Genomic DNA, 24418 nt, shown 5'->3' with positions numbered 1-24418 from the left:
TCTTTTTTATTTTACTAGAAAAAACGCATGAAATGAACGATTTTTCGTTATTTCATGCGTTTTTTGTTAGAGACTTTTGTCACAGCCCCTTTTTCTTAATTTTCTTCTGTTAAAGGTTCATTTTCAAAAACTAATTGATTGGCTAATAAACTAATGGTCACTTTCGTTTTTGGTAATACCCGACCAGCGATGATTTCTTTGGCTAAAGGCGTTTCGACTTCTTTAGTGATAAAGCGTTTCAAAGGTCGTGCCCCAAAAGCCGGTTCATAAGCATTTTCAGCAATCCAAGTTTTCGCTTCGGCAGAAATTTCTAAATAAATTTCTTGATGCTCTAAACGTTTAGATAATTGAGCAACAATTTTTTCAACGATTCCCATAACATTTTCTAAACTTAATGGTGTAAATAAAATCGTATCATCAATCCGATTTAAAAATTCTGGTTTAAAATATCCCCGCAATAAATTAAGCACTTGATTTTGTGTTTCTTCTGAAATCGTACCATCTTCATTTACTCCATCCAATAATAATTGGGAACCAATATTACTAGTCATAATCATCACAGTGTTCTTAAAGTCCACTACGCGCCCCTTAGAGTCGGTTAAACGACCATCATCTAATACTTGTAGCAGAATATTGAAAACGTCTGTATGGGCCTTCTCAATCTCATCAAGCAAGACAATCGTATAAGGATTACGCCGCACCGCTTCTGTTAATTGACCGCCTTCTTCATAGCCAACATAACCTGGAGGCGCACCGACTAACCGTGAAACGCTGTGTTTTTCCATATATTCACTCATATCAATCCGCACCATGTGGTCTTCTGAGTCAAATAAGTTTTCTGCTAAAGCTTTCGCTAACTCAGTTTTACCCACCCCAGTTGGACCTAAGAATAAGAAAGAACCTAAAGGTCGATTTGGATCTTGTAAGCCAGCTCGTGAACGTAAAACGGCATCGCTAACAGCGGAAACTGCTTCATCTTGCCCAATCACCCGTCGATGCAAGGTTTCATTTAATTTCATTAACTTTTCCCGTTCGCCTTCGACCAATTTCGTCACAGGAATCCCAGTTAACCGGCCTACTACTTGGGCAATTTCATTTTCGGTAACTGATTCTTGCACCATTTTTTCATGGTCTGTTTGATTTTTCGCTTCAAGGGTGGCTAATTCTTTTTCTAATTCAGGAATCGTGCCATGGCGTAAAACAGCAGCTCGCTCTAAATCATAGTTATTTTCAGCTTCTTCTAATTCATGCTTAGCTTTTTCGATTTCAGCTCGTTTGTTAGATAAGTGGTTGACTTCTTCTTTTTCCGTTTCCCACTGTAACTTCATCGCATTGGCTTCTTCACGCAACTCGGCTAATTCCGCTTGCAAATTGCCTAAGCGCTTTTTACTAGCATCATCAGATTCTTTTTTCAAAGCAGCTTCTTCAATTTCCAACTGCATTAAACGACGGGTAACTTGATCTAGCTCGGTTGGCATAGAATTCATTTCCACCCGAATCGTAGCACAAGCTTCATCCACTAAATCAATCGCTTTATCTGGTAAAAAGCGATCAGTAATATAACGATCTGATAAAGTTGCGGCTGCCACTAAAGCATTGTCGTGAATATTCACGCTATGATGAATTTCAAAACGTTCTTTTAGCCCCCGCAAAATACTAATGGTATCTTCAACAGTCGGTTCTTTAACTAAAACTTTTTGGAAACGGCGCTCTAACGCTTTATCTTTTTCCATATATTGACGATATTCATCTAAAGTTGTTGCGCCAATGGTATGTAATTCGCCCCGCGCCAACATTGGTTTTAACAAATTCCCGGCATCCATACTGCCTTCGGTTTTACCTGCGCCAACAATATTATGGATTTCATCAATAAATAAGATGATGCGGCCATCGCTTTTTTTAACTTCTTGTAAAACCGATTTTAAGCGTTCTTCAAATTCACCACGGAATTTTGCTCCAGCAATTAAAGCTCCCATATCTAATGAAAAAATCGTTTTATCTTTTAAATTTTCTGGCACATCTTTTCTGACAATTCGTTGGGCTAGCCCTTCAACAATTGCTGTTTTACCAACCCCAGGCTCACCAATTAAAACAGGATTATTTTTAGTTTTTCGAGATAAAATCCGAATTACATCACGAATTTCTTCATCACGACCAATAATTGGATCTTGCTTACCACTTTTAACTTGCTGCACTAAGTCAACACCGTATTTTTCAAGGGCTTTGTAGCGTTCTTCTTGATTTTTGGAAGTCACTTTATCGCCTCCTCGCATTTCTTCGATTAATGCACGCAAACTCTTTTCTGACACACCTTGTTTGCTTAAATATTTAGTTAAAACATAATTTTTTAATTTCATTAAAGCTAAAATGACGATTTCAGTTGATAAATATTCATCATCAAAGCTGTTTTTTAGTTGATCGGCTTCGTTTAATAAACTATATAAATTCTGACTCATTGATTGACCATATTGCACATTGCTACCAGCTACGGTTGGTAAGCTATCAATCACTTGATCGACTTCACTTTCAAAAGCCTCCACATCAAGACCGGCATCGGTATAGAAATTACGGCCAAAATGATTAGGTTGTAAGAAAATTTTCCACAAATGAGCAATATCAATCGCTTGTTGTTGACGGGTAACTGCTATTTGCTGTGCTTCAGCAATTGCTTCTTGTAAAGTACTAGTCATTTTCTCTGGATTCATATGGCATCCCTCCATTTTATAAAACTATTATACGATTTAGGTCAACAAAGGTCAAAAAATAGCCCCTACTATTTTCAGCAATTTATAAAAACTTAAAATCCCAAAAGCGAAAGTGGCTTATTCAGCTCTCAAGTAAAATGCAGCCATAAATTATAGTGCGTTTTCTACCGCGAATTCATTTCTCATTTTATCGAAGCGAGTTAGCCACTGCAGCTAGATTATACAAAAAGCGCAGAGACTTTTTATGCACCCGAGTAAAGTGCAAGAATAAATTATAGTGGCGTTTTCTGCCACGAATTTCTTCTTCACTTTATCGAGCGGTGCAAAGACTCGCAGCTAGATTAGCAAAACGAAAAAACCATACCATCTTTAAAAGATAGTACGGTCATTAAAATTATTCTTCTGCCGCTTGTTCTTTACGGACTTCTTCAATATCGGTTTTCATTTTATTTCGTCGATCAAACAAGAAATAAATAAAGCCGATAATGACTGGTAACACATAAGAAGCAAAGCGATACAACAAGACTGAAGATAACGCATCTACCGTTCCTACCAAAGGTTGAAATAGTAGTAAATAAACAAATTCTAACGAGCCCACACCAGCTGGTGCCGGAATGACACCTGCTAAGATAACCGAAAAACTAATAAAAGAAAAAATTTGCAAGAAGTCTAACTGGGGATAATCGGGCACTAAAACCACATAAGGCACAACGTACCAAAAAACTAATTTCAAAAGATTCCAGAAAAAGCTACGAACCCAAACCGTTTTATCACTGGTAACTGTTGCCACCGTTTCCCGTAAAGAATAAATTTGTAAATTTCCTTTATCAACTAAATCCCGCAATTTTTGATTTTTAAACAAGCGATTGGCTATTAGTAGTAAGCCTACTTGTAAATTGACACTAGATGATAAGGCTAACAAAATCGCAATCACGCCAACCGTCATAATTAAACCGATGATGATAAAAGGAATCATTTTTGGCGCATTGTTCGCTAAAAAAGAGCCTTGAATTAATAAACCAATAAATGCATAAGCTGCTACTGCCATTTTGTATAAAACCATATGCAAGCTAGCAACACCAATTCCTTGAGAAATTTTCATGCCTTTTTTCTTATAGAAATTGATTTCTGTTACTAAAGTGGCTGCTCCTAATGAAATAACTCTGAAAAAAGCAATTGAACAAGACATGAAAAATCCATCTTTTGCAGTAAATTTTTCATTTTCTTTCATAAATGGCGCTGCAATTACCGAGATTGATTGTCCTTCTATGACTTGATACATCAATCCTAAACCAGTAATCATAATTAAGGTTTTTAACGGTGTCTCTTTGATTTCATTAAAAATATCTTGTAACGAATTTTCGAAAAAGTAAATCAACAAAAAGATGATACCCGCAATTACAAGGGCGTTTAATAATAAATTGAATTTCGAATTTTTTTTCATTATTATCAGTAAGAGTCTATAAGCTTTGCAAAATAAGCTAACAGCTTAACACTCTAAGCTTTTCAATTCCTTTCCCGTCTATCTAGTTAGTAAAGTATAACAAAAAACTAAGTAAAGCAATCGCTACAATTGTGCCAAAAGTATAAACAACATAAAAAAGTGTCTTTCTTGATTTATGATGAAAAACTTGTTGCGCAATTAATCCCGCTAAACCGCCACCGAAAATTCCCAATAACAAAAGTGTTTTTTCTGGTATCCGCCATTGTTGGCGTTTAGCTTTAAATTTATCAACACCCATTAAAATAAATAGCAGTCCATTTATCATGATTAAATAGCCAATAATTAAGATTTTCAAAAACTAGCCCCCTACTATTTTTTAGAAATAAAGCTGGAAAATTAGCTCAGTCATGACTAATAACTAATCTCCAGCTTCTATTATACACTAAAATCTTACTTTACTTACTGTTTAATTCAATGATTTTAACAATCACATCTGTAGCTTTCTCCATCGCTTGTAAAGAAACGAACTCAAAACGACCATGCATATTTTCGCCACCAGCAAAAATATTTGGTGTGGGAATCCCTAAATAAGAAATTTTAGAGCCATCTGTGCCCCCACGAACAGGTTCAATTAAAGGTTCAATATCTAATTCTAGCATCGCATTTTTAGCTAACTCAACAATACTCATATCTTTTTCAATTATTTCTCGCATATTATAGTATTGATCGTACATATTTACTATAACCCGTTCTTGATCAAAGCGTTGATTGATTTTTGCTTGAATTTCCGTAATTTTTGCTTTGCGTGCTGCGAATTTTTGGCTATCATGGTCACGAATAATATAACTCATTTTTGCTTCTTCTACATTTCCTGCTAAATACATCAAATGGAAGAATCCTTCATAGCCATCCGTTTTTTCAGGAACTTCATCAGCTGGCAATTGTTCTTGAAACTCAATTGCTAATTGTAAAGCGTTAATCATCGTATCTTTCGCAGTCCCTGGGTGAACATTTTTCCCTAAAATAGTAATGTCAGCTTGAGCGGCTGAGAAAGTTTCATATTGCAACTCACCCACTGGACCGCCGTCCATTGTATAAGCAAAGTCCACCGCAAATTCTTCCACATCGAATTTATCAGCACCAGTGCCGATTTCTTCATCAGGACCAAAAGCGACTTTAACTAAACCATGTTTGATTTCAGGATTTTTGATTAAAATTTCCATAGCAGTCATGATTTCCGCAATACCAGATTTGTCGTCTGCTCCAAGTAAAGTAGAGCCGTCTGTAGTAATCAAAGTTTGATTGGCATAATTTTTTAAATTAGGAAAGTCTTTTGTATTTAAAGTATATTTACTTTCTGCATCTAAAGGAATTGTAGAGATGCCATCATAATTTTCAATAATTTGTGGACTAACATTGACCGCATTAAAATCCGCCGTATCCATATGAGCAATAAAGCCGATTGAACGGACTTCTTTATCAAGATTACTTGGCAAAGAAGCCATTACAAAGCCATTGCTTTCATTATAGTGAACATCGCTTAAACCTAATTCTTCTAATTCTTTCTTTAAAACTTGAGCAAAAGCGACTTGCGTTGGTGATGAAGGAGTTGTTTCACTCTGTGGATTAGAGCGGGTTTCTGTTTTAACATAGCGTAAAAATCTTGGTAATAAATTTTCGTACATTTTTTGTCATCCTATTCTATTTTAAAATTTAATTCCTTAACAAAAAGTAAAGGGATTGGTATTAACTTTTGAAGCAATAAATTCAATATCCCAGTGGTTTTCAGCTCGCCATTGATTAAATTTATCAACTAATTTAGCTTTACACAAACTTTCAATGTAGTGACCAGGGTCAATCACAGTTAAACCAGCACTTTGCATATCATGAGCTGTGTGATAATAAACATCACCCGTAATATAAACATCAGCTTTTTTCTGCAAAGCGTCATGATAAAATTTCTCTCCGCTGCCACCGCAAATCGCAATTCGTTGCACCAGATCTTTTGGCTCAGTTGGAAAAACCACCCGTAAATCAGCCACTTGAAAAGCGGTTTTAACTTTTTCGATAAAAGCATTAATTGGCATGGCTTCGGCTAAATCACCAATGCGACCAATTCCGTAAGTTTGATTAGCGACTTGATGCGTTTCATGTAAAAAATCATCAACTTCAATCGTCAAGACCTCACAAAACCAATCATTTAAACCATCGTTAACGATATCCATGTTAGTATGAGCCACATAGACTGCAATATCATGCTTAATCAAGGAAAGTAACATTGCCGATTGCAGATTTTCATCCGTTAAATGCGCCACCGGTCGAAAAATCGGTGCATGTTTGGTAATGATTAAATCAACTTTTTCAGCAATTGCTTCTTCAACCACTTGCGGACGAATATCTAAGGTCACCATGACTTTAGTTAATTTTTTTTGTAAACTTCCTACTTGCAAGCCAGAAACATCGCCAGTTTCTGAAAGCCACTGGGGGCAGTAATCTTCAAAAACTTCAATAAATTCCTTTGCCATAACCATTTAGCCTGCTCCTCTCGCGTTAATTTAGGACTATTTCAATCATTGAAATTTCTGCTTGAATTTCCGTGATTTTTTCTGTTTGTGGGGTTTTAGCCACTTTTAATTGCGCTAAAACTTGCTGTCTTTGGTGTAATTCCCGTTGCCATTTTTTAATAAAAGCCGCATTTTTAGTTTTAAGCAAATAAGGGCCGAAATAAAGTTCTTCCTTAGTATAACTTACAGCTGTTTCACTAAGTTCAGCCACAATAATTTCATAGATTTTATGATTTTCCTCTAAAATCTCTTCGGCAATGATTTGATACTGATTGGCTTGCAACCATTCTCGCAACAAAGCTTCGCCAATGTTCGCTTGTAAAATCAAACGTTCTTGTAAAGTAAGCTGTTGATTATTTTTTCCCGCTTCCAAAATGCTGCGGATTAAGCTACCACCCATGCCACAAATAGTAATTACATCAATCTTGTCAGCCGGACTAATCGCTGCTAAGCCGTCAGCTAAACGAACATCAATCATTCCTTGCAAACCATTTTTAGCTACTTGTTTTTCGGCAGATTGAAAAGGACCAAGCACGACTTCCCCAGCAATCCCATAAGAAATTTGTTGCTTAAGGGCTAAAAAAACGGGTAAATACGCATGGTCGGAACCAATATCTGCTAGGCGGCTGTTTTCAGGAACAAAACGCCCCACCATTTCTAAACGCTTTGATAATTCTTGATGATTCATTTAAAAATTTTTCTCCATTCCGTGATTTGCCATTCATATGTTATCTATTATAGCATTTTCTAAGAAGGTTAAAAGCGAAAAAAACTATGAAATTCATCTTTATGGAAAGAAAAATTTCATAGTTTTGTTTTAATCTTTTTTTATTAGTGCTTGTAAGCCTTGAAAAAGGATTCCCGCTATCGCAAAAATCACCCAAGTATAATGCCAATTCATCGTGGTAAAGCTCCAAAGTAAATAAATAACAGTTATAATCGGCCAGTAAACTTTTTCTAAAAAGCTTAGAGAAGCAGCTTTTTCACCGTAACGCTCGTACATTGCTCGTGGACCTAAGTTGTCGTTATCGTAAATAAAAATATTACCTTTTAAAAAAGATTCAAAACTCCCTTGAACCATGCCGGCATAGACAAACAGAAAAACACCAAAACCAATCGTGGTAAGCATTAAAAACAACCCAAAAGGACTACCATCTGTCATCAGTAAAAGTGCTACCGACACAATACACAAACCGACACCTGAAACAATACAGACAGTAAAGGAACGTTGAAAAGCATTTTTAAGCTCTGAAATATAATTTTTAGTATTACCGGCTATCGGTCTGTCATTTAATGATTCCCCAATATTACTTAAACGCATACCGCCAGTAATAAAGAAACCGACTGCAATCGCAATAAATAGTAACATAACAAATAATGCGGTCGTATCATTAACATGACGAAAACCGTCTTCTAATAATAAAAATAGCCCAATTCCTGTGGTGCACAATAGCACACCAAAAGCAATTTCAAGACCGCTTTTACGAAAACCAGCTAAGTAAGAACTAGCTTCTTCCGGTTGAATTGCTAAATATTCTTCACTTTCTTCTTCAAAATCATCATGAATTAATTTCAATTCTTCTAATAATTCATCAATAGAACCTAATTCCGTTATTACGGTTCCTACCGCTTCCGCTTCACCTTTACCATCTGCCAACAACTCTTGATAGCGGTCTTCCATATTTGCTAATAAATCCGTCTTCAACTGTTCCTTCTGCGGACTATCTTTAACCCCTAAAAATAAACTTTCTAAAAAATTATTAATTGTATCCATTGCTCTTCTCCTTTAATGTACTAATTTTCTAAATAAATAAATCAACTACTTCTTTAGTTAACTGCCATTCGGCTTTTTTTTCTTCTAAATATTGCAGACCTGCATCGGTGATCCGATAATAAGTTCTTTTTTTACCATGAGTAACTTCACCGGCAAAAGACTCAATATATTGATTTTTTTCTAAACGATTAAAGGCTGAATATAAAGTTGTTTCTTTGATTATATAAGCTTCTTTTGAAATCTCGCGGATTTCCTTAGAAATTGCGTAACCATAAGATTCTCCATGGCTTAAAATGGTTAAAATAATCACGTCATTATAGCCACGAATACCATCACTAGAAATCATCTCTTCACCCTTTCCAAAATTACTACGTCTGTCGGTATAATTACTATAGCATTTTTACTACGACAGGTAAAGTAATTTTTATAAAAAATGCGAAGAAAGTTTCTCGGCACAAAAAAAGACAACCCAATTTTGAGTTGTCTGAAAAGTTTATTTAATTTCTTCACTTGCTAAAATTTCATTGATCGGTCTTTCTAAAGCAGCTTTACCATTCAAAGCGGCATCATAGCTATATTCTGGTTGCACATTACTTAAATCATTTAAGAAATTCACAATCGAAACTTTCGCTTCTTTGGCTTCTTCAGTACGACCTGATGCTTCAGAAACTTTTTGCAAAACTTCTTCTTTGATTTTTTGGCTTTCACTCTTCTTAGATAAAGTTGAAAGTGGTGCTTCACCAACAGCAACATCATAGTCAGTTAACTTGTAAGTTTCAATCAAAGCATTTAATTTTTTATTATAACTTGTATCGGTTGCATATTTACCTGTTAAAAATTTCGTGGCATCTTTATAAGTTGCCGCATTACTCTTCCAAGCACCTTTATAAAAATTAGTATGCAATAAGCGGGCATAATCTTCCAAAGATTCTTTGACACTAGGATACTTTCTAAAAGCAGCTTGAATGGTGTAAAGATTCCCGCTACCGTCATCTTCTTGGGTTGGGAAAGAAACACTAGCGCCTTCATAAGCCCCTTTAATCCCAAATAAATTATAGTTTGGTGGACTTGATAAAGCACTGTTACCTGAACCCGTTTCTAAAATTGCTTGGGCAATCATCACTGATGCATATAAATCATAATCCCAAGCGACTTGTTGGGCATCATTTTTAATTAAATCAATAAATTCTTGGGTAGTAGAATTGCGAGAAACTGAAAAATTGTAGTTTTCTTCAACTTCTTCTGAATTAGCCACCCCAACGTCTTCACTCTCAGCTGGTGGTTCAACAGTATCGCTGCTTTCAGAAGATTCCTCTGTCTCGGTTGTTTCAGAATCTGAAGTTTCACTACTTTCTTCGCCTTCATCACTGCTAGTTTCTTCTTCATTCGTTGATTCTTCAGGATTTTCTTCATTAGAAGAAGAACTAGTTACTTCATCGCTAGGTTCTGAAGATGCAACAGTTTCTTCTTCAGAAGAACTTTGTGTTGTAGTTGTCGTAGTTGCTGTTTCTTCATCAGGCTTTTCAGCTTGTTCTGTCGAGCCAGTGGTAGAAGTTTTATGAGCGCTAGCTTGAGTTGTTTTTTCTTTTGCCAGCAAAACTGAACTTGGTGAAGTTACAATTAAGCTTGTGATTAAGCAACTAAAAGCGGTTGCTGTAGCAATCGTCATTAAAAGTCTTTTTTTCAATTAGCGGGCGCTCCTTTTCTTCTTTTTGGTATTTTTTGTCGATTTATCTTGTTTTTTAGACATAAAATTTAACTTGAACGTTTTTGAAAACTGAATATCTTCTTGAATGCCTTCCCCGCGGTTTTCATTTTCAATCAAAATGCGGTGATAATGTAACGCATTGATCCGGAAATAAAAAGCACCTAAAAAGAAGACCATTAATAAAAATAAACTACCCACATTTAACGAGTCACTAAAACCAGTTAAATAGTAAATAATCAAAAGAATGACTGTCATTAAAAAGCAAAAAATTGATGCACCTAAATACAACCAAAATAAAAAGTAGTATAATTCTTGTGCATTGCGATTATTAAATCTCATAAAAAACCTCGTTTATATCGTATTCACCTACAAAACCCTCTACTAACTATACCTAAAAATAGTGGAATTTGCTATCACTTTTTAGCTTTCTTCCGCTATTTTCGAAAAAAATTCAATATTTTACAATTAATTCATGCAAATTAAGAAATCTTTTCAAGAAAACAGCCTTTAACCGCGATACCACATGGTATAACTTCTTAAAAACGTCAGAAACTCTCCGTGAATAAAATCTTTCACAATATTGTAAACTTCCGGATTACGCAATTTTTGCTTGGTACTGCCGTTATATTTCGGATTAGCTAATTTAACAGAAACAATCACATCAAAGCGATCACAAAACATTTCGCGATCATAGTAAGCCAAATTGTTTTGCTCTTCTAAAAACTGATTAAAAGCCGGAATGGCACCGTCAAAAAAGCCTTCCAAATGAGCACCGCCTAAATAAGTCGGCTCACTATTAGCAAAACTGGCCATGACTTGCCCTTGATCATTGCGAGAAATCAAAATTTCAATTTCCAGCTGCTCAATCTTCCCTTTAAAATAAGCCGGGTTGCCTTTGCGTGATAAATAGTTATCATATTTATGTAAATAAATCTCTAAGCCATTGCTGTAACAAAAAGAATTTTGCTGTTTGTCTTTCTCTGATAAAGTAATGGAAAAATCGCTATTTAACATAGCTAAATGCTGACAAAAATCATAATAAAGAAAATAAGGCAAAGTTTTCAAGCCGAAAAAACGATAATCTGGCGTAAAAATTATACGGATTTCTTCGGCATCAACTGATGTTTCACGAGTGACTTCAGCAATCATTTTATCTTGCTTAAACTCTTGTGAAACAATTTGATTAGAAAACTGAATTTCTATTAAAAAATTTGTGGATAAAGTCTTCATTACCGCCAAATTAATGAAAGAAATTACTTGTTGATTTTGCTGCCAATCTGCTAAAGAATTGCCTGCACCTAACGTGAAAACTAAAGCAATCTGCCCTTCTTCTAAATTAATTTGCAACTGTGATTTCCCTAGATTTTTACTACTTTGTATCAGACTTTTAATGCCAGTGAAAATCATGGATTGCAAGCCTTCATAACCACGGGTACCTAAAAACATCGCTGGTCGTTCTTTAATATTACCATCTAATTTTTGATCGTTTAATGTATCCCACAAAGGCTTAAGCATTTTTTTCATCTCCAGTATCATCTATGTATTATTATGTAATTCAAGGCAACCGGGACTGAAACAAAGCTTTTGTCTCAGTCCGTAGTTGAACCCTGTCACTTTAAGGTAAAATATTGCCAGCTGCCATATATAAAGCATACCAGTCTTCTTTGCTTAAACGAATTTCAGCTGCTTGAGCAATTTCAGTAATCCGACCTAAATTCATTGTTCCGGCAATCACTTGCATATTTGGCACCCGTAAAATCCAAGCTGCCGCCATACCTGTTGGCGTTGTTTGATATTTTTCGGCCATTTCGTTTAATTTTTGATTCAATTCAGGGAATTTTTCATTACCAATAAAGACACCTTCAAAGAAGCCATATTGATAAGGCGACCAAGCTTGAATTGTCATATCATGCAAACGAGAATATTCATAAATCCCGCCGTCATGGTCAAAGCTACCTTGATCAGACATATTTACATGAATACCTTGATCAATCATCTCAGTATGTTTTAAGCCAAATTGTAATTGATTAGCCACTAATGGTTGTTTTACAGCTTTTTTCAATAAAGCAATTTGTTGGGGACTTTGGTTACTCACACCAAAATGTTTTACCTTACCAGCTTGCGCTAACTCGTCAAAAGCCGCTGCGACTTCTTCAGGCTCCATTAAAGCATCTGGACGATGAAGTAATAAAGCATCGACATAATCCATGCCTAAGCGCTGTAAGCTGCCTTCTACTGAAGCAACAATATGTTCTTTTGAAAAATCAAACATCTTCCCAGGAACAATCCCACATTTTGTTTGAATAAATAAATCTTCACGTTTAATACTCGTTTCTTTTAAAGCCTTACCAAAAATACTTTCACAATCGCCGCCGCCATAAATATCCGCATGATCAAAAAAGTCAATACCACTTTCATAAGCCGTTTCAATTACCTTAACCGGATTTTCAGCATTATTAATCCGCATACAGCCTAAAATAACCGCTGCCACATCTACATCGGAGGAACCAAATTTCATTTTTTTCATCAGACACACTCCTAAAATTTAATTAATTCATTTTCAGTGACTTAAAAGATTTATATATAAAAACTTACACTTAACAGTTTATCACAAAACCCATTTAACAGAAAATAATTTAATATAAAAAAGCGAAGTGGGCTCGTTCAGCTCTCGAGTAAAGTGCAAGAATAAATTATAGTGGCGTTTTTTGCCACGAATTTCTTCTTCACTTTATCGAAGAGAGTTAGCTCACGTAGCTAGATTAGAAAAAAAGCGGAATGGCTTGCCCTGCACCTGAGTAAAGTGCAAAAGAAAATATAGCGATGCTTTTTACCGCGGATTTTCTTTTCACTTTATCGAGTGGTGCAAAGCCATGCAGCTGGATTAGAAAAAACGGAATGGCTTGCCCTGCACCCGCGCAAATTTCACTCTCATTTTACCACTAAGAGCCATTACACCAAAAATTCCCCAGATATTCTTTAAAAAAGGTAAAGAATCTTTCTTTTTCTTGGTGAATATGATAATCTCAATAAGGAAAACAATAACTAAGATTGTCTATTTACTATAGATAGCATTGGAAAAAACAGGAATATTTGTTCAATTCTTTCCTGTTCTTCCTACGAAAATAAATTTGAGGTGAAAAACTGTATGTGTGGATTTGTCGGTTGTATGCACTACAATCAAAACACTGATTTAAAAGCTGAAATTAAGAAAATGAATGACCGGATTGTGCATCGTGGTCCTGATGATGAAGGTTACTATCAAGATCAACACGTTACTTTAGGCTTTCGTCGTTTAAGTATCATCGACTTAGAAAAAGGCGGTCAACCCCTACCTTACGATAATGAGCGCTATTGGATTCTTTTTAATGGTGAAATTTATAACTATGTTGAAATGCGGGAAGAATTAAAAGCTGAAGGCTATTCTTTTGCGACTCATAGTGATACAGAAGTTATTTTAGGTATGTACAAAAAATACGGCAAAGACATCGTTAACTACTTACGTGGGATGTTTGCTTTTGTAATTTGGGATCGCGAAGAAGAAACTTTATTCGGTGCTCGTGACCATTTCGGAATCAAACCTTTCCATTACGCTGAAGAAGATAATAAATTTTATTTTGCCTCAGAATCAAAATCTTTACGGGCAATTTTAAAAGAACAAACTTTCAGCAATGAAGCTTTACAACAATATATGACTTATCAATTTGTTCCAGACCCACTAACAATGACAACTGAAATCAAACGTTTAGTTCCTGGACATTATTTCATTAAAGAAAAAGATCAACCATTAGTAATCGAACGCTACTTCACGCCTGCTTTCCACCCTGTTCATACTGAAGAAAAGCAGTTAACTAAAGAATTAAGAGATGTGCTATTTGAAAGTGTTGAAAAACATATGCGCTCTGACGTAACTGTTGGATCTTTCTTATCTGGTGGGATTGATTCATCAATCATTGTAGCGATTGCTAAAGAATTTAATAACGATTTAAATACCATTTCTGTTGGTTTTGAACGTGAAGGTTATAGCGAAATTGACCTAGCCAAAGAAACCGCCGTTGACTTAGGTGTTAAAAACCACAGTAGCGTGATTACTGCACAACAATTTGCGGATGCTTTCCCTGATTTCGTGTGGGATATGGATGAACCTTTAGCTGACCCAGCTGCTGTTCCCCAGTATTTCCTAGCTAAAGAAGCTCGTAAAATCTGTAAAGTGGCTTTAAGTGGTGAAGGTGCGGATGAATTATTCGGTGGCTACACGATTTATAACGAACCTAACTCATTAGCAGTCTTTGATAAAGTCCCTTCTCCAATTAACAGTGCCTTAAAACAAATTTCTAAAATTATGCCTGAAGGGGTTAAAGGAAAAAGTTTCTTAGAACGTGGAACTACACCAATTGAAGAACGTTATGTGGGCAATGCGAAAATTTTCTTAGAAGATGAGAAAAAATTATTTATGCCCCAATATAACAAGCAAATTTCCTATATGGATGTTACCAAACCATTTTATGATGATTCTAAAAACTTAGACCCAATCACTAGAATGCAATATATTGATATGAACACTTGGCTAATTGGTGATTTACTAACCAATGCCGACCGTACCACTATGTCTGCCAGCTTAGAATTGCGGACACCTTTCGTTGATAAAGAAGTCTTTAAAGTTGCTAGCAAAATTCCATCTGATATGCGAATTGCTAACAACACAACGAAATATATTTTGCGAAAAGCAGCTGAAAGTTTCGTACCAGAACCAGTTATCTTCCGTAAAAAATTAGGTTTCCCAGTACCAATTCGTCATTGGCTGCAAGATGAATTATACGATTGGGCAAAAAATATCATCCAAACTTCTGACACTGAAGCTTGGATTGATAAAAAATATGTATTAAACCTATTAGAAACTCACGCCTCTGGCAAACAAGATGTTTCTCGTAAATTATGGACTGTCCTAACCTTTATGGTTTGGTACAATGTTCAATTAGAACGCAACCCAATTACCGTTGGAAAATAGAATTAGAAATTGAAAACCAACCACTTGTCATCATTGATTGATGATGGGGTGGTTGGTTTTGTTTTAACCATTATATTCTTTAGAATAATATCTTACTACTTTATTATTTTGCATCGCATAATCAATTTCTTTTCTCGTGCTCTCGCCAATATAGCCATTGACATCAATAACAAAGATTTCATCAGATAAATCAATCTTGCTAAAGTGTAACTGCTTGAATAGTTTTTCCTGTTCCTTAGTAATTTCGATACCTTCACTCTTTTCAAAAAAGCCTACACTAAAGACTGCTGCTCCGACTAATGCTAGTTTTGCTTCAATTTCTCTAAACTCATCTTTAAATCTAGTTGAACCACATAGGGTAATTACTTTTAGATTAGTCATGGTCGGCTCCTTACAAAAATGGGAATCATTTATAATACAGAACAATAAACACTTCGGCGTCCCCTACGACATCAGCTATACTCATATTTCATAAACAAAATGAAATGCAGCTTGGGAGAAGCCCCTTTCAAATTTTTTTGTGGTGTTAGCAAGCGAATTTTTGGGGAATCATTCAAGATTACATACCTCTAAAACATAACTAAATGAAATAAACGCAGTTTGGGAACCATTCAAAATTACATACCTCTAAAACGAAGAATTGAAAAGAAACGTGCATATGACAGTTTGGGAACCATTCAAAATTACATACCTCTAAAACAGCTAATTACTAAGGCAATTACAATACATAGTTTGGGAACCATTCAAAATTACATACCTCTAAAACTCGCGATTGTGACAGCTCTTGCAAGGTGCAGTTTGGGAACCATTCAAAATTACATACCTCTAAAACGATATTTTGCATATTATTGAAAAAGGTGGAGTTTGGGAACCATTCAAAATTACATACCTCTAAAACTCGTGTGTACGATTTGCGGAATATGGGAAGGTTTGGGAACCATTCAAAATTACATACCTCTAAAACCTCAAATGAATTTTTTGAAGCTCTAGATTTTTGGTAGTTGGGCTACCAACCCTTCAACTCTGAATGTTTCCTCTTAAAATCGATATGTTATTTAATCTAATTTTACCATACTTTCATCAAGAAAGAAATCGGTGTCTAGATAGTAATAGGGGATATTTTCTAGTGTATATCTGCTACTTTCAATAATTAAAACTGTTTGGTTATTCAAATTAATTTGCTCCATCATATACAAATATTCTTGATTTGATAGAAAGATATTTAAATTAGTAAAAATTAACAATTTTTCCGCTGCTAATTCATCTAAAATATTAATAATTAATTGAATTTTTTCAAAAATACTGCTTTGGATTGTTTGATTGATAGAAAGATCAATACTTTTGAAGAAGTTTTTGAAATCCAAATCGTCATTATAAGCTACATCCAAATTATTATTTTCATCAACTAACTCTACTAATTGATTAACTAAACTACGAAAGTTATTTTCTAAGCTTTGTTTTTCTTCAACTTCCATATTAATTTGGTTAATAATTCGATTATAAAAAAGCGTCTTAATGGATTTTTCATTGAAATCAAAAGCCAAAGGGTGAAAAATAGTTACTATCTCTTTAGCTTTTAAAAGCTTATTATTTTCGTCGAAGATTTTAAAATACTCGTCTTGATGATTGTAAATTGAATAAATGACTTTGGAATAAATCGGATTATTTTCAACCACCAAAACATTGCATTTTCCTTTGACTAATTCAATGGGCTGGTCTAAATGAGGAAAATTAATTTGAATCACTACTTCTCAACTCCTCTCCTAAAAATACGACCCTTTGATCAGTATTGGCAATCGCAATATCTTTTTCACCTAACAAGTAAGTCATTTGTGCAAATTGTTTTTCGGTAACTTTCAATACAACAACGTTGCCACTTTTGGGCTTATTTTGTTCTAACCGCCGTGTGATAGTTTTTGCCTGTATATCATTTAATGTTAATTTAGTATAAACAGAAAATTGTAACATTATGAACCCTTCTGAAAGTAAAAACTTACGAAATCTACGATATTCTTTTTTATCTTGTGGTGTATCGGTTGGCAAATCAAAGAATAGTAATTGTCTCATATACCTATAACTCACTTATTCTAAACTCCGGAAATTTATCCAATGTTTGTTTATCCAAGCAACTTAAAACTTTTTTGACATAATGTTCAATAATATTCGTCAAATACATCTTCTTTTTATTATAGTCATAAGTTTTTTGGAAAATATCAAACAACCGGTGCTTATTTAATTTAAAAGAATAATCTTGTACTTCGTAAACAATTTCATCTACCACAATTCTAAAAGGCTCCATTAAATCACTAGAAAGATTATATGGATTAAAATAATTGGAATGTTTCAGACCAATCTGTGTTAATTGACCATTTTTAGCAATTTCACGATTGACAATAGAAAGAACTAAGGAATAACCATAATCTAAAAAAGCATTAATATCATTTTCCTGCTCACGAGAAAATTTTTTACCAAATAAGGCATTAAAATAAACTTTCGCACTATGCCCTTCTCGGTTAGTCGTATCAAAAACTTGTAAATTATCTAAATAAGATAGTAACATTTTGGACTCTTCCAATTTATTTATCTTACTTAAATGTAACGCTTGATTATAAATTTTTTGTTTCATTACCTCAGTCCAAACAGTTTGTTTATGTTCTTCTTGCCAATTTAATTGCTGCACAATTTTTCTGCTACTATCGTGAGTACCATAATAAGGGATGATTTCAGCTTGAGGATTTCTTTTTTGATCACAAAAAATTATTTTTATATTATTTTCAATTAGTTTGCAAGTTAAGCCAGTAGTAATTGTAATATCAGTTGTTTCTAACAAAAGTGTATGTATTTCTGATAAATGAATCTTTTCTACCAATGTATTTGATTTATAAATCAAACTGCCATTTTGATAGCTCAACTTCGAATGTTCATTAATAACAATCGTGCGCCAAGTCATATTTCCTCCTCCATTCTGTTGACAATCAAATGCTTATCAATTATAATAATTGTGTTATATGAACTATGGGAATCGTTCAAAATAACATACCAAAGTTAAAATAAGCTTTATGCGTAAACAACTTTTAAAAGTAAGAGCGTCATCGCTCTTTTTTTGTCTAAAATTATTAAAAAATTACTCTCAGAAGACAAGCTTCTGAGAGATTTTTTGTTTATAGTGTCTATTTCAAAGTTCTACGTGTTTCATATAATCCAGTAATTGACTGATAGATTAAGGTAGTGTTGTTGGTGATTGTATCTATCGCTTTGGATGTATGACGCTGTCTTCCATTTGGACCACCAATTTTTCCTTTTATCATTCCATTAGCTGTTGTAGTACCTGATTTAGTAATTGAAAAAGCATCCATAATAAACTCTGCTTGTTCTTTCCAAATTAACGTAATAAACTCTTCTCTTATTCCTGTTTGCCATTTATTTAGGTTAACGTCACTATATACTTTATTTCTTACAAGATAATTGCTAACCTTATCGTATAAAGGAATTAAAATACTATCTTCCTGCTTTAATAAAGACATTTCTTTCTGAGTAAAGGATAATGCGTCAGCTTTTTGCGCTTCAACTGTACTCGCTAATAGTCTTAAAACATTGTTGTTTTCAAATTTCGTGTACTTCGGCACTTTCTCTACTACAACTTCAACAACTTTATCTTTAGGGTAAAGTTCTTGAACAAAATTCAACTTATTTTCAGCAGCTAAATACTTATCAGCAACCATCGCTGGTATTGAAATAGGTTTAATATTTCCCTTGGAATTTTTAATAACTGCTGTAAAGGCTGAAATCGGTGCCTTCGTCCCACCATAATTATTGGGATTCAAATCATCTTTCAAACCATTAGCAAAACTCTTAGCTTTTGGATCCTTTTTATAAACAGATTCATCACCAAACTTACCAATTTGCGTTTCTATTTTCTTAACTAGATTAACATTTCGATAACTTAATATTTTACCAATCTTAGTCAGGATTTCATCTCTTTTACCTAAAATTTCACCAGTTTCTTTGTCCACCCAATTTTCATCAAGCATATCGCTTAACAATTGAAGTGATTTGTTTTTCCGTTGATTTGCCCATTTACCAAAAGTATCTGCCGCCTTTCTCTCATAGCTACCATAAACCCAAACATTTTTTAGCTCTGGTTTTGTTAAATATAAATAATTAGCAACTACCGCATTCAAATAGGCATCATGAGCATGGTGATAATCATTGATATCACGATTTTTAGGGAATCCTGGGTGAAGAACTTCTTTTTTCAAGCGCTTCACTTGATAGTTTTTAGGATCTGCTTTAGCTTTATTTTCATCAAAATCAGGATTTGGTAAATAGATGATACCTTTTCTAAATTGGCTTGTCAGAGCTGATTTTGGTGTCAAAATCACTGTATCAGTATTTTCATAATATTTTGCTAAAATATTAGCTACATTTTTAGTGATTTGGCGATTCTCTACTAACTGACGATTGATAAAACCTTCTAATTTATCAGGCATTTTACCCATTGTTAGTGATTTATATTTTTTCTGACTCATTAAATTAGCTTTAACTAATATTTCCCAGAAAGATATTCTATCATTAATTATATTTTGACTAGGTACATTACCACCTTTTTTTTGATTCGCATACTTGGTAACTAAGACTTTATTAGCAATGCTATCATCTTTGATAAAACTTTGAGGAATAATATGGTCTACCTCGTAATTTGCTAACTCATTGATGTGTAATTCAGTGTCTGTATAAGCACACTTACCAAGCTGATTAAAATATAAATAAAGTTTTTCAGTATTTAAATCTTGTTCTCTTTTTTTATAACTTTCAAGTTCTTTATTAACTTTTTCAATTTGTTCCTTATTAACTTCTTCAATAAGTTCTTTATTGTTCTCCTTAAAACTATCATACAATTTTTTCAATTTGTTATAACGAGATTGTGTTCGTCCTAAGGCATTTTCTCGAGACATTTCAATGACAACTTTACCGATATTTTCTCTACCCAAAAAGTCTTCCAGTTCTTGAATAATCTCTAAACTTTGCCAAATACCTTTTTTAATTGCCGGACTACCCGCTAAGTTTTCTACCGCTTCATAAGAAATGGTTGTTTCATCAATATTTTGTGTTTGCAACGCTTCAATTTGTTTTTTATAAGTATAGCGATTTGCAGTTTCTCCAAAAACCAAACGCATAAAGTTATCATAACCATTAGCCTTCAGCTGCTCTAAAATAGTTAAACCTGTCTGCTTATCGCGAATGCCATCAATTAATTTCATAGATAAATTACCAAAACCGCTATATCTGCGACCAGCTAAGTTTTTAACTTGAGTGTCAGAGAAAATTTGCCATTTTTGATTTGCATTACGAATGGTCTTTTTCAAAACTTTTTTATCTTCAAAAATTGTTTGCCACTTAATGATTTCTTCTAATTCTTGACGATTTTTTTCAATCATCTCAGCAGGAATACCAGCATTGATTAAGTCAATATAGGTTGCTAAAGAATTGTTAAAACTCGGTTTGCCATTTAGCGTTCGTCTATCGATTCCGAAGATATCCGTTGCTCGAATATTTTTTTGATTACATAAAAAATCTAAAACTTGATTGGCGGTTACTTTTTTATGCTTCTTAAAAAGATTTTCTACTAGCTCAGACATCAGTCCTACACCAAAGTAAGTTTTTCTGGATTTTCCTGTGTAGTCTTTTTCATAATAGCCTGAAACAATTAGCTCATTGTATACACAAAATTCTTGATAAGTTAAAGAATTTTTCGGTAAGACTTTTTCATCTGGTAAATAGGTACAAAAACTAGTCATTCTTTCGATAAACTCTACAGCTGAAGTTTCCTTGTTAACTATTTTATCAAAATTCCAGGGTGTAACTTTTTCATCAGTAATTTTTTGCATCCAAGCAAATCGAGATTTTGAGCTTTGTTTTTTACCAGCAGTACCTTGTTTAGCTTCAGTTAACGGTCCTACATAATAAGGAATTCTAAATTTCATTAATGTTTGAATTTTATATTCCGTTTTTTTAACTATATTTCCTTCATCATCTTCTTCTGAAAGAACAATCGTTTCTCCTAAAAAAGGATAATATTGCTTTTGATTGTTAATGATTGTTAACAATTCTTCTTCATGAATTTGATAAGGAATTGCACCATTTTTGTACATTCTTTGTTTTAACAGATAAGTTTCAAACTTCATTTCATTACTAATTTCGTTTAAGAATTTTTGAGTTTCATCTGATAAATCTACTTGAGAAAAATCAAAAGTTTTTTCACCATCAGGGAATTTTACTTTAAATTCTTTTTCAAAAGATTTTTTAATAGCCTTATAGAAATCTTCTAAGTTGGTTGTTTTGGCTGGATCGCCAGTTCCTTGAATATATTGGCTATAGATACCGTTTTCTTTAAAGAAACTATCATACAATTCTTTCGAGATTGATAAAGTAAATTTTTTCAATTTTGATAATTGATTTTTATGGTTTTCATATTTTTCAACCATTGCTGCTGATAAAGAAGATTTCCCATTTAAAATGCCAGCTAAAATAATGCTTTCATAAACTTTTTTTCCACTAATCAAAACTTCTAATTCTTCTGGTTGAATCAAATTTTCTAGGGTTGCTAAATTATCTTCAAAATCTTCTTTATTAAAGTATAAATCTTTCGGGAAAAGTTCATTTTCTTTTTCTGTATATTGAGAATTAGCAAAAATATCTTTCAAATTGATTTTATTACCAACAATTGCTGTAAACAAAGCTTTGATTTGTTTTTGTTTATCTTTGATAAAATCTGCTTTTTGCTTGACAGTCTTTTCTTCAAATATTTCAACAAATTGTTCATTGCCAGCCATATAAACTGAATTTTCAGCCACTTTGTAAACTTCATTTAAATCAAAAGCTTTTTTAGATTTAGATAAGCGATTATTTTCTAAAATTTCATTAGCCTTTGTTGTATCAACGTTTGCTATTCCAAAAGTAAAACTGGTTGCTTCTTCAAAAATACTTAGAGTTTCTGCAAGACTGCCAGCGATATCCATGTTACGTAAGTCAAATTTCTGTCCTTGATTTGTAAAATGACCGCGGTATTTCACAATATGATGCATTGCTAAATATATTTCTCGTAAATCGGCTTGTACATTACTTTCCATCAAGTGTTTACGTAAATGATAAATCGTTGGATATTTTTTATAATAATCTTTTTCTGCTGATTTCGTTTTAAATAGCGGATATTTCACAATTGGTTTATTAACTACAGATTGGGATTGTAAGTAACCTTTACTATCTCGATATTGATAAGTATCCGCCTTTTTATCTTCCATTTGATAAAAACTTTCATCTAAGCGAATGAAGAAACTATCATCTACTTTAAACATTTCCTCAGCAAAAATACCTCGTAAATAATTTAAGCGTTCATGACGTCTTTTCAAGCGACGACGTTGACCACGTTTTAAGCGCCGATCCGCTGCAACATCTCCAGCTTCAAATAATCGCACACCCCAAAGATTCGTCTTAACTTTACGTAATTTACCATTATCATTAATCCGTTTTTTTCCTTGAATTAGATTAAATTGATCATCAATAACTGCCCACCCCACTGATGCTGTTCCTATGTCAAGGCCTACAGTGTAATTTTTATTCATCAAATCCCTCATTTCCCATCATAATGCTTACTCAATAAGTATAGCAAATTTCTGATGAATAAAAACGTTTACTAGAAAAATTATTCGAATAATCTGAATAATTCGATATAAATCTTTTGATTTCCTTGCTGTACCTCGTTTTTTACAAATAACTTTAACAAGCCTACACTCTATAAACGAAAATTCTCCAACAAAATGTCACCCTATTTTTGAAAAATACTTTTTCCAATCTTCATACAATAAATTTTCATTTTATGAAAAACAGCAAAAAAAATAGTAATCAGCGCTCAAATCCGCTAATTACTATTTTCATGCTCTATTTACTTATCGCTTTCCCGCCAATATCTTTCCGATAAAAAGTGCCTGCTGTATTTTTTTCTGCTAAGACTTGATAAACTTTTCGCTGTGCTTCTTCTAACGTGTCGCCACTCGCTTCAACTAAGTAAACTCGGCCACCATTGGTTACTAACTCAGCTCCAGCTTCTGCCACGCCTGCATAATAAATATTTTCATTTTCCAAATCAGCAAAATCCGGAATCACGACCCCTTTTTGATAATCGTCAGGATAGCCGTCAGCCGCAACCACGACTCCTAAGCTATAACCAGTGTCTTTCCAGGCAATCTGTGGCTGTTTATCATTTAATAAATCATCAATAATCAGTGCTAGATCACTATTCAGCCGTTGCAAAACAACTTGCGTTTCTGGATCGCCAAAGCGGGCATTGAACTCAATAACTTTCGGCCCTGCTTCAGTGGCAATTAAACCCGCATATAAAATTCCTGTAAAAGCTCTACCTTCAGCAACCAGACCTTTAGCCGCAGGTTTAACGATTTTTTCAATAGCTTCTTGAACCATGCTCTCAGGAATTTGCGGAACAGGTGAATAAGCGCCCATGCCACCAGTATTCGGTCCTTGGTCATTATCATAAGCGCGTTTATGATCTTGTGCAATCACCATTGGATAGACTTCTTCATTTCTAACAAATGACAACAGTGAAAATTCTTCTCCTGCTAAAAATTCTTCTACCACTACTTTAGCGCCACTATCACCAAATTTATTTGCTTCCAACATATCGCTTAACGCTTCAATGGCTTCAGCTAGGGTTAAAGCTACCACTACGCCTTTCCCCGCCGCTAAACCGTCGGCTTTAATAACAATTGGTGCTCCTTTTTCTGTTACATAGGCTTTGGCTTGTTCAAAATCCGCAAAAGTTTGATAATCACCAGTGGGAATTTGATATTTCACCATGATTTCTTTGGCAAAATCTTTTGAGCCTTCAATCATCGCCGCCGCTTTTTTAGGTCCATAAGCTTTCAAGCCAGCTGCTTCAAAATCATCAACAATACCATTTAATAAAGGAACTTCTGGCCCGACAAAAGTCCAATCAATTTGATTTTCTTTAGCAAAAGTGATTAAAGCTGGATGATCATCTTCAGCAATATCAACTAACTGAATACCATTTTTTTTCATGCCAGCATTTCCTTTGGCGCAAAAAACAGCAGAAACTTTTTCACTTTGGATAAACTTTTGGGCTAGCGCATGCTCACGGCCACCACTACCAATTACTAAAATTTTTAATCCCATAATGTCCT

Annotated in this window: 19 protein-coding genes and 1 CRISPR repeat array; of the genes, 1 reads left to right on the top strand and 18 read right to left on the bottom strand. The window is 34.1% G+C overall.

All coding sequences use genetic code 11. The annotated features are described in order from the left end of the window. Positions 1 to 95: 95 nt before the first annotated feature. From clpB to M2139_RS10990, 12 genes are all read right to left on the bottom strand, one after another. Positions 96 to 2705, bottom strand: a complete 2610-nt coding sequence (gene clpB / locus M2139_RS11045) for an ATP-dependent chaperone ClpB (protein WP_280738905.1) — start codon at positions 2703 to 2705, stop codon at positions 96 to 98. Between the two features lie 394 nt (positions 2706 to 3099). After that, entirely contained in the window at positions 3100 to 4152 is a 1053-nt protein-coding gene (locus M2139_RS11040; RefSeq protein ID WP_280738908.1) for a lysylphosphatidylglycerol synthase domain-containing protein, read from the bottom strand. 79 nt (positions 4153 to 4231) lie between these two features. Continuing rightward, positions 4232 to 4474 (bottom strand): DUF1294 domain-containing protein, encoded by a 243-nt coding sequence (locus tag M2139_RS11035; protein ID WP_280738907.1) that lies wholly within the window; start codon positions 4472 to 4474, stop codon positions 4232 to 4234. A 130-nt stretch (positions 4475 to 4604) separates the two neighbouring features. Beyond that, positions 4605 to 5834 carry a peptidase T gene (gene pepT / locus M2139_RS11030; protein ID WP_280738904.1) on the bottom strand — a complete coding sequence of 410 codons (1230 nt, stop codon included), beginning with the start codon at positions 5832 to 5834 and terminating at the stop codon, positions 4605 to 4607. Between the two features lie 36 nt (positions 5835 to 5870). After that, positions 5871 to 6680 (bottom strand): Nif3-like dinuclear metal center hexameric protein, encoded by an 810-nt coding sequence (locus tag M2139_RS11025; protein ID WP_280738903.1) that lies wholly within the window; start codon positions 6678 to 6680, stop codon positions 5871 to 5873. A 19-nt stretch (positions 6681 to 6699) separates the two neighbouring features. Continuing rightward, positions 6700 to 7401 carry a tRNA (adenine(22)-N(1))-methyltransferase TrmK gene (locus M2139_RS11020; protein WP_280738902.1) on the bottom strand — a complete coding sequence of 234 codons (702 nt, stop codon included), beginning with the start codon at positions 7399 to 7401 and terminating at the stop codon, positions 6700 to 6702. A gap of 129 nt (positions 7402 to 7530) precedes the next feature. Beyond that, the gene (locus M2139_RS11015; RefSeq protein WP_280738901.1) at positions 7531 to 8487 is read right to left on the bottom strand and encodes a permease prefix domain 1-containing protein; all 957 of its coding nucleotides are present in this window, start codon (positions 8485 to 8487) and stop codon (positions 7531 to 7533) included. A 28-nt stretch (positions 8488 to 8515) separates the two neighbouring features. Next, positions 8516 to 8833: a helix-turn-helix transcriptional regulator gene (locus M2139_RS11010; protein WP_280738900.1), complete on the bottom strand. Its 318-nt coding sequence runs from the start codon at positions 8831 to 8833 to the stop codon at positions 8516 to 8518. Positions 8834 to 8980: 147 nt separating this feature from the next. After that, a complete protein-coding gene (locus M2139_RS11005) occupies positions 8981 to 10174 on the bottom strand; it encodes a glucosaminidase domain-containing protein (RefSeq protein WP_280738899.1) in 1194 nt (397 codons plus the stop codon). Continuing rightward, entirely contained in the window at positions 10175 to 10534 is a 360-nt protein-coding gene (locus M2139_RS11000) for a hypothetical protein (protein WP_280738898.1), read from the bottom strand. A gap of 168 nt (positions 10535 to 10702) precedes the next feature. Further along, a complete protein-coding gene (locus tag M2139_RS10995) occupies positions 10703 to 11710 on the bottom strand; it encodes a hypothetical protein (RefSeq protein WP_280738897.1) in 1008 nt (335 codons plus the stop codon). A gap of 100 nt (positions 11711 to 11810) precedes the next feature. Further along, positions 11811 to 12722 (bottom strand): aldo/keto reductase, encoded by a 912-nt coding sequence (locus M2139_RS10990; protein ID WP_280738896.1) that lies wholly within the window; start codon positions 12720 to 12722, stop codon positions 11811 to 11813. A gap of 621 nt (positions 12723 to 13343) precedes the next feature. On the opposite strand from M2139_RS10990, the gene asnB reads away from it, so the two are divergent. Beyond that, on the top strand, positions 13344 to 15203 hold the full coding sequence (asnB, locus tag M2139_RS10985) for an asparagine synthase (glutamine-hydrolyzing) (RefSeq protein WP_280738895.1): 1860 nt from the start codon (positions 13344 to 13346) through the stop codon (positions 15201 to 15203). 63 nt (positions 15204 to 15266) lie between these two features. On the opposite strand, the gene M2139_RS10980 is transcribed toward asnB, so the two are convergent. From M2139_RS10980 to purD, 6 genes are all read right to left on the bottom strand, one after another. Further along, complete coding sequence (locus M2139_RS10980; protein WP_280738894.1) at positions 15267 to 15584, bottom strand: hypothetical protein; 318 nt, start codon at positions 15582 to 15584, stop codon at positions 15267 to 15269. 159 nt (positions 15585 to 15743) lie between these two features. Beyond that, a CRISPR array of direct repeats spans positions 15744 to 16167; the repeat unit is 36 nt; unit sequence GTTTGGGAACCATTCAAAATTACATACCTCTAAAAC. Between the two features lie 91 nt (positions 16168 to 16258). Next, positions 16259 to 16948: a type II-A CRISPR-associated protein Csn2 gene (gene csn2, locus M2139_RS10975; protein ID WP_280738893.1), complete on the bottom strand. Its 690-nt coding sequence runs from the start codon at positions 16946 to 16948 to the stop codon at positions 16259 to 16261. Next, positions 16935 to 17285, bottom strand: coding sequence for a CRISPR-associated endonuclease Cas2 (gene cas2, locus M2139_RS10970; protein ID WP_280738892.1), 351 nt, complete (start codon positions 17283 to 17285; stop codon positions 16935 to 16937). The genes csn2 and cas2 overlap by 14 nt, the downstream gene beginning before the upstream one ends. Next, positions 17275 to 18153: a type II CRISPR-associated endonuclease Cas1 gene (cas1, locus tag M2139_RS10965; protein WP_280738891.1), complete on the bottom strand. Its 879-nt coding sequence runs from the start codon at positions 18151 to 18153 to the stop codon at positions 17275 to 17277. The genes cas2 and cas1 overlap by 11 nt, the downstream gene beginning before the upstream one ends. A 220-nt stretch (positions 18154 to 18373) precedes the next feature. Further along, a complete protein-coding gene (gene cas9, locus M2139_RS10960) occupies positions 18374 to 22825 on the bottom strand; it encodes a type II CRISPR RNA-guided endonuclease Cas9 (RefSeq protein WP_280738890.1) in 4452 nt (1483 codons plus the stop codon). Between the two features lie 316 nt (positions 22826 to 23141). Then, the gene (gene purD / locus M2139_RS10955; protein ID WP_280738889.1) at positions 23142 to 24410 is read right to left on the bottom strand and encodes a phosphoribosylamine--glycine ligase; all 1269 of its coding nucleotides are present in this window, start codon (positions 24408 to 24410) and stop codon (positions 23142 to 23144) included. Positions 24411 to 24418: the final 8 nt, after the last annotated feature.

Source organism: Enterococcus sp. PF1-24 (assembly GCF_029893325.1).
In the GTDB taxonomy this organism is placed as follows: Bacteria; Bacillota; Bacilli; order Lactobacillales; family Enterococcaceae; genus HY326.
Note: the sequence above shows the minus strand (reverse complement) of the source record. Positions and strands in the feature narration are given on the sequence as shown.

Excerpts from the sequence above, each read along its gene's own strand:
- M2139_RS11000 (WP_280738898.1), bottom strand. The coding sequence starts at position 10,534 with ATGAGATTTAATAATCGCAATGCACAAGAATTATACTACTTTTTATTT.
- M2139_RS11025 (WP_280738903.1), bottom strand. The coding sequence starts at position 6,680 with ATGGTTATGGCAAAGGAATTTATTGAAGTTTTTGAAGATTACTGCCCC.
- M2139_RS11035 (WP_280738907.1), bottom strand. The coding sequence starts at position 4,474 with ATGATAAATGGACTGCTATTTATTTTAATGGGTGTTGATAAATTTAAA.
- asnB (WP_280738895.1), top strand. The coding sequence starts at position 13,344 with ATGTGTGGATTTGTCGGTTGTATGCACTACAATCAAAACACTGATTTA.
- M2139_RS11020 (WP_280738902.1), bottom strand. The coding sequence starts at position 7,401 with ATGAATCATCAAGAATTATCAAAGCGTTTAGAAATGGTGGGGCGTTTT.
- cas9 (WP_280738890.1), bottom strand. The coding sequence starts at position 22,825 with ATGAATAAAAATTACACTGTAGGCCTTGACATAGGAACAGCATCAGTG.
- M2139_RS10990 (WP_280738896.1), bottom strand. The coding sequence starts at position 12,722 with ATGAAAAAAATGAAATTTGGTTCCTCCGATGTAGATGTGGCAGCGGTT.
- M2139_RS11010 (WP_280738900.1), bottom strand. The coding sequence starts at position 8,833 with ATGATTTCTAGTGATGGTATTCGTGGCTATAATGACGTGATTATTTTA.
- M2139_RS10995 (WP_280738897.1), bottom strand. The coding sequence starts at position 11,710 with ATGCTTAAGCCTTTGTGGGATACATTAAACGATCAAAAATTAGATGGT.
- M2139_RS11015 (WP_280738901.1), bottom strand. The coding sequence starts at position 8,487 with ATGGATACAATTAATAATTTTTTAGAAAGTTTATTTTTAGGGGTTAAA.
- pepT (WP_280738904.1), bottom strand. The coding sequence starts at position 5,834 with ATGTACGAAAATTTATTACCAAGATTTTTACGCTATGTTAAAACAGAA.
- M2139_RS10980 (WP_280738894.1), bottom strand. The coding sequence starts at position 15,584 with ATGACTAATCTAAAAGTAATTACCCTATGTGGTTCAACTAGATTTAAA.
- clpB (WP_280738905.1), bottom strand. The coding sequence starts at position 2,705 with ATGAATCCAGAGAAAATGACTAGTACTTTACAAGAAGCAATTGCTGAA.
- purD (WP_280738889.1), bottom strand. The coding sequence starts at position 24,410 with ATGGGATTAAAAATTTTAGTAATTGGTAGTGGTGGCCGTGAGCATGCG.
- cas1 (WP_280738891.1), bottom strand. The coding sequence starts at position 18,153 with ATGACTTGGCGCACGATTGTTATTAATGAACATTCGAAGTTGAGCTAT.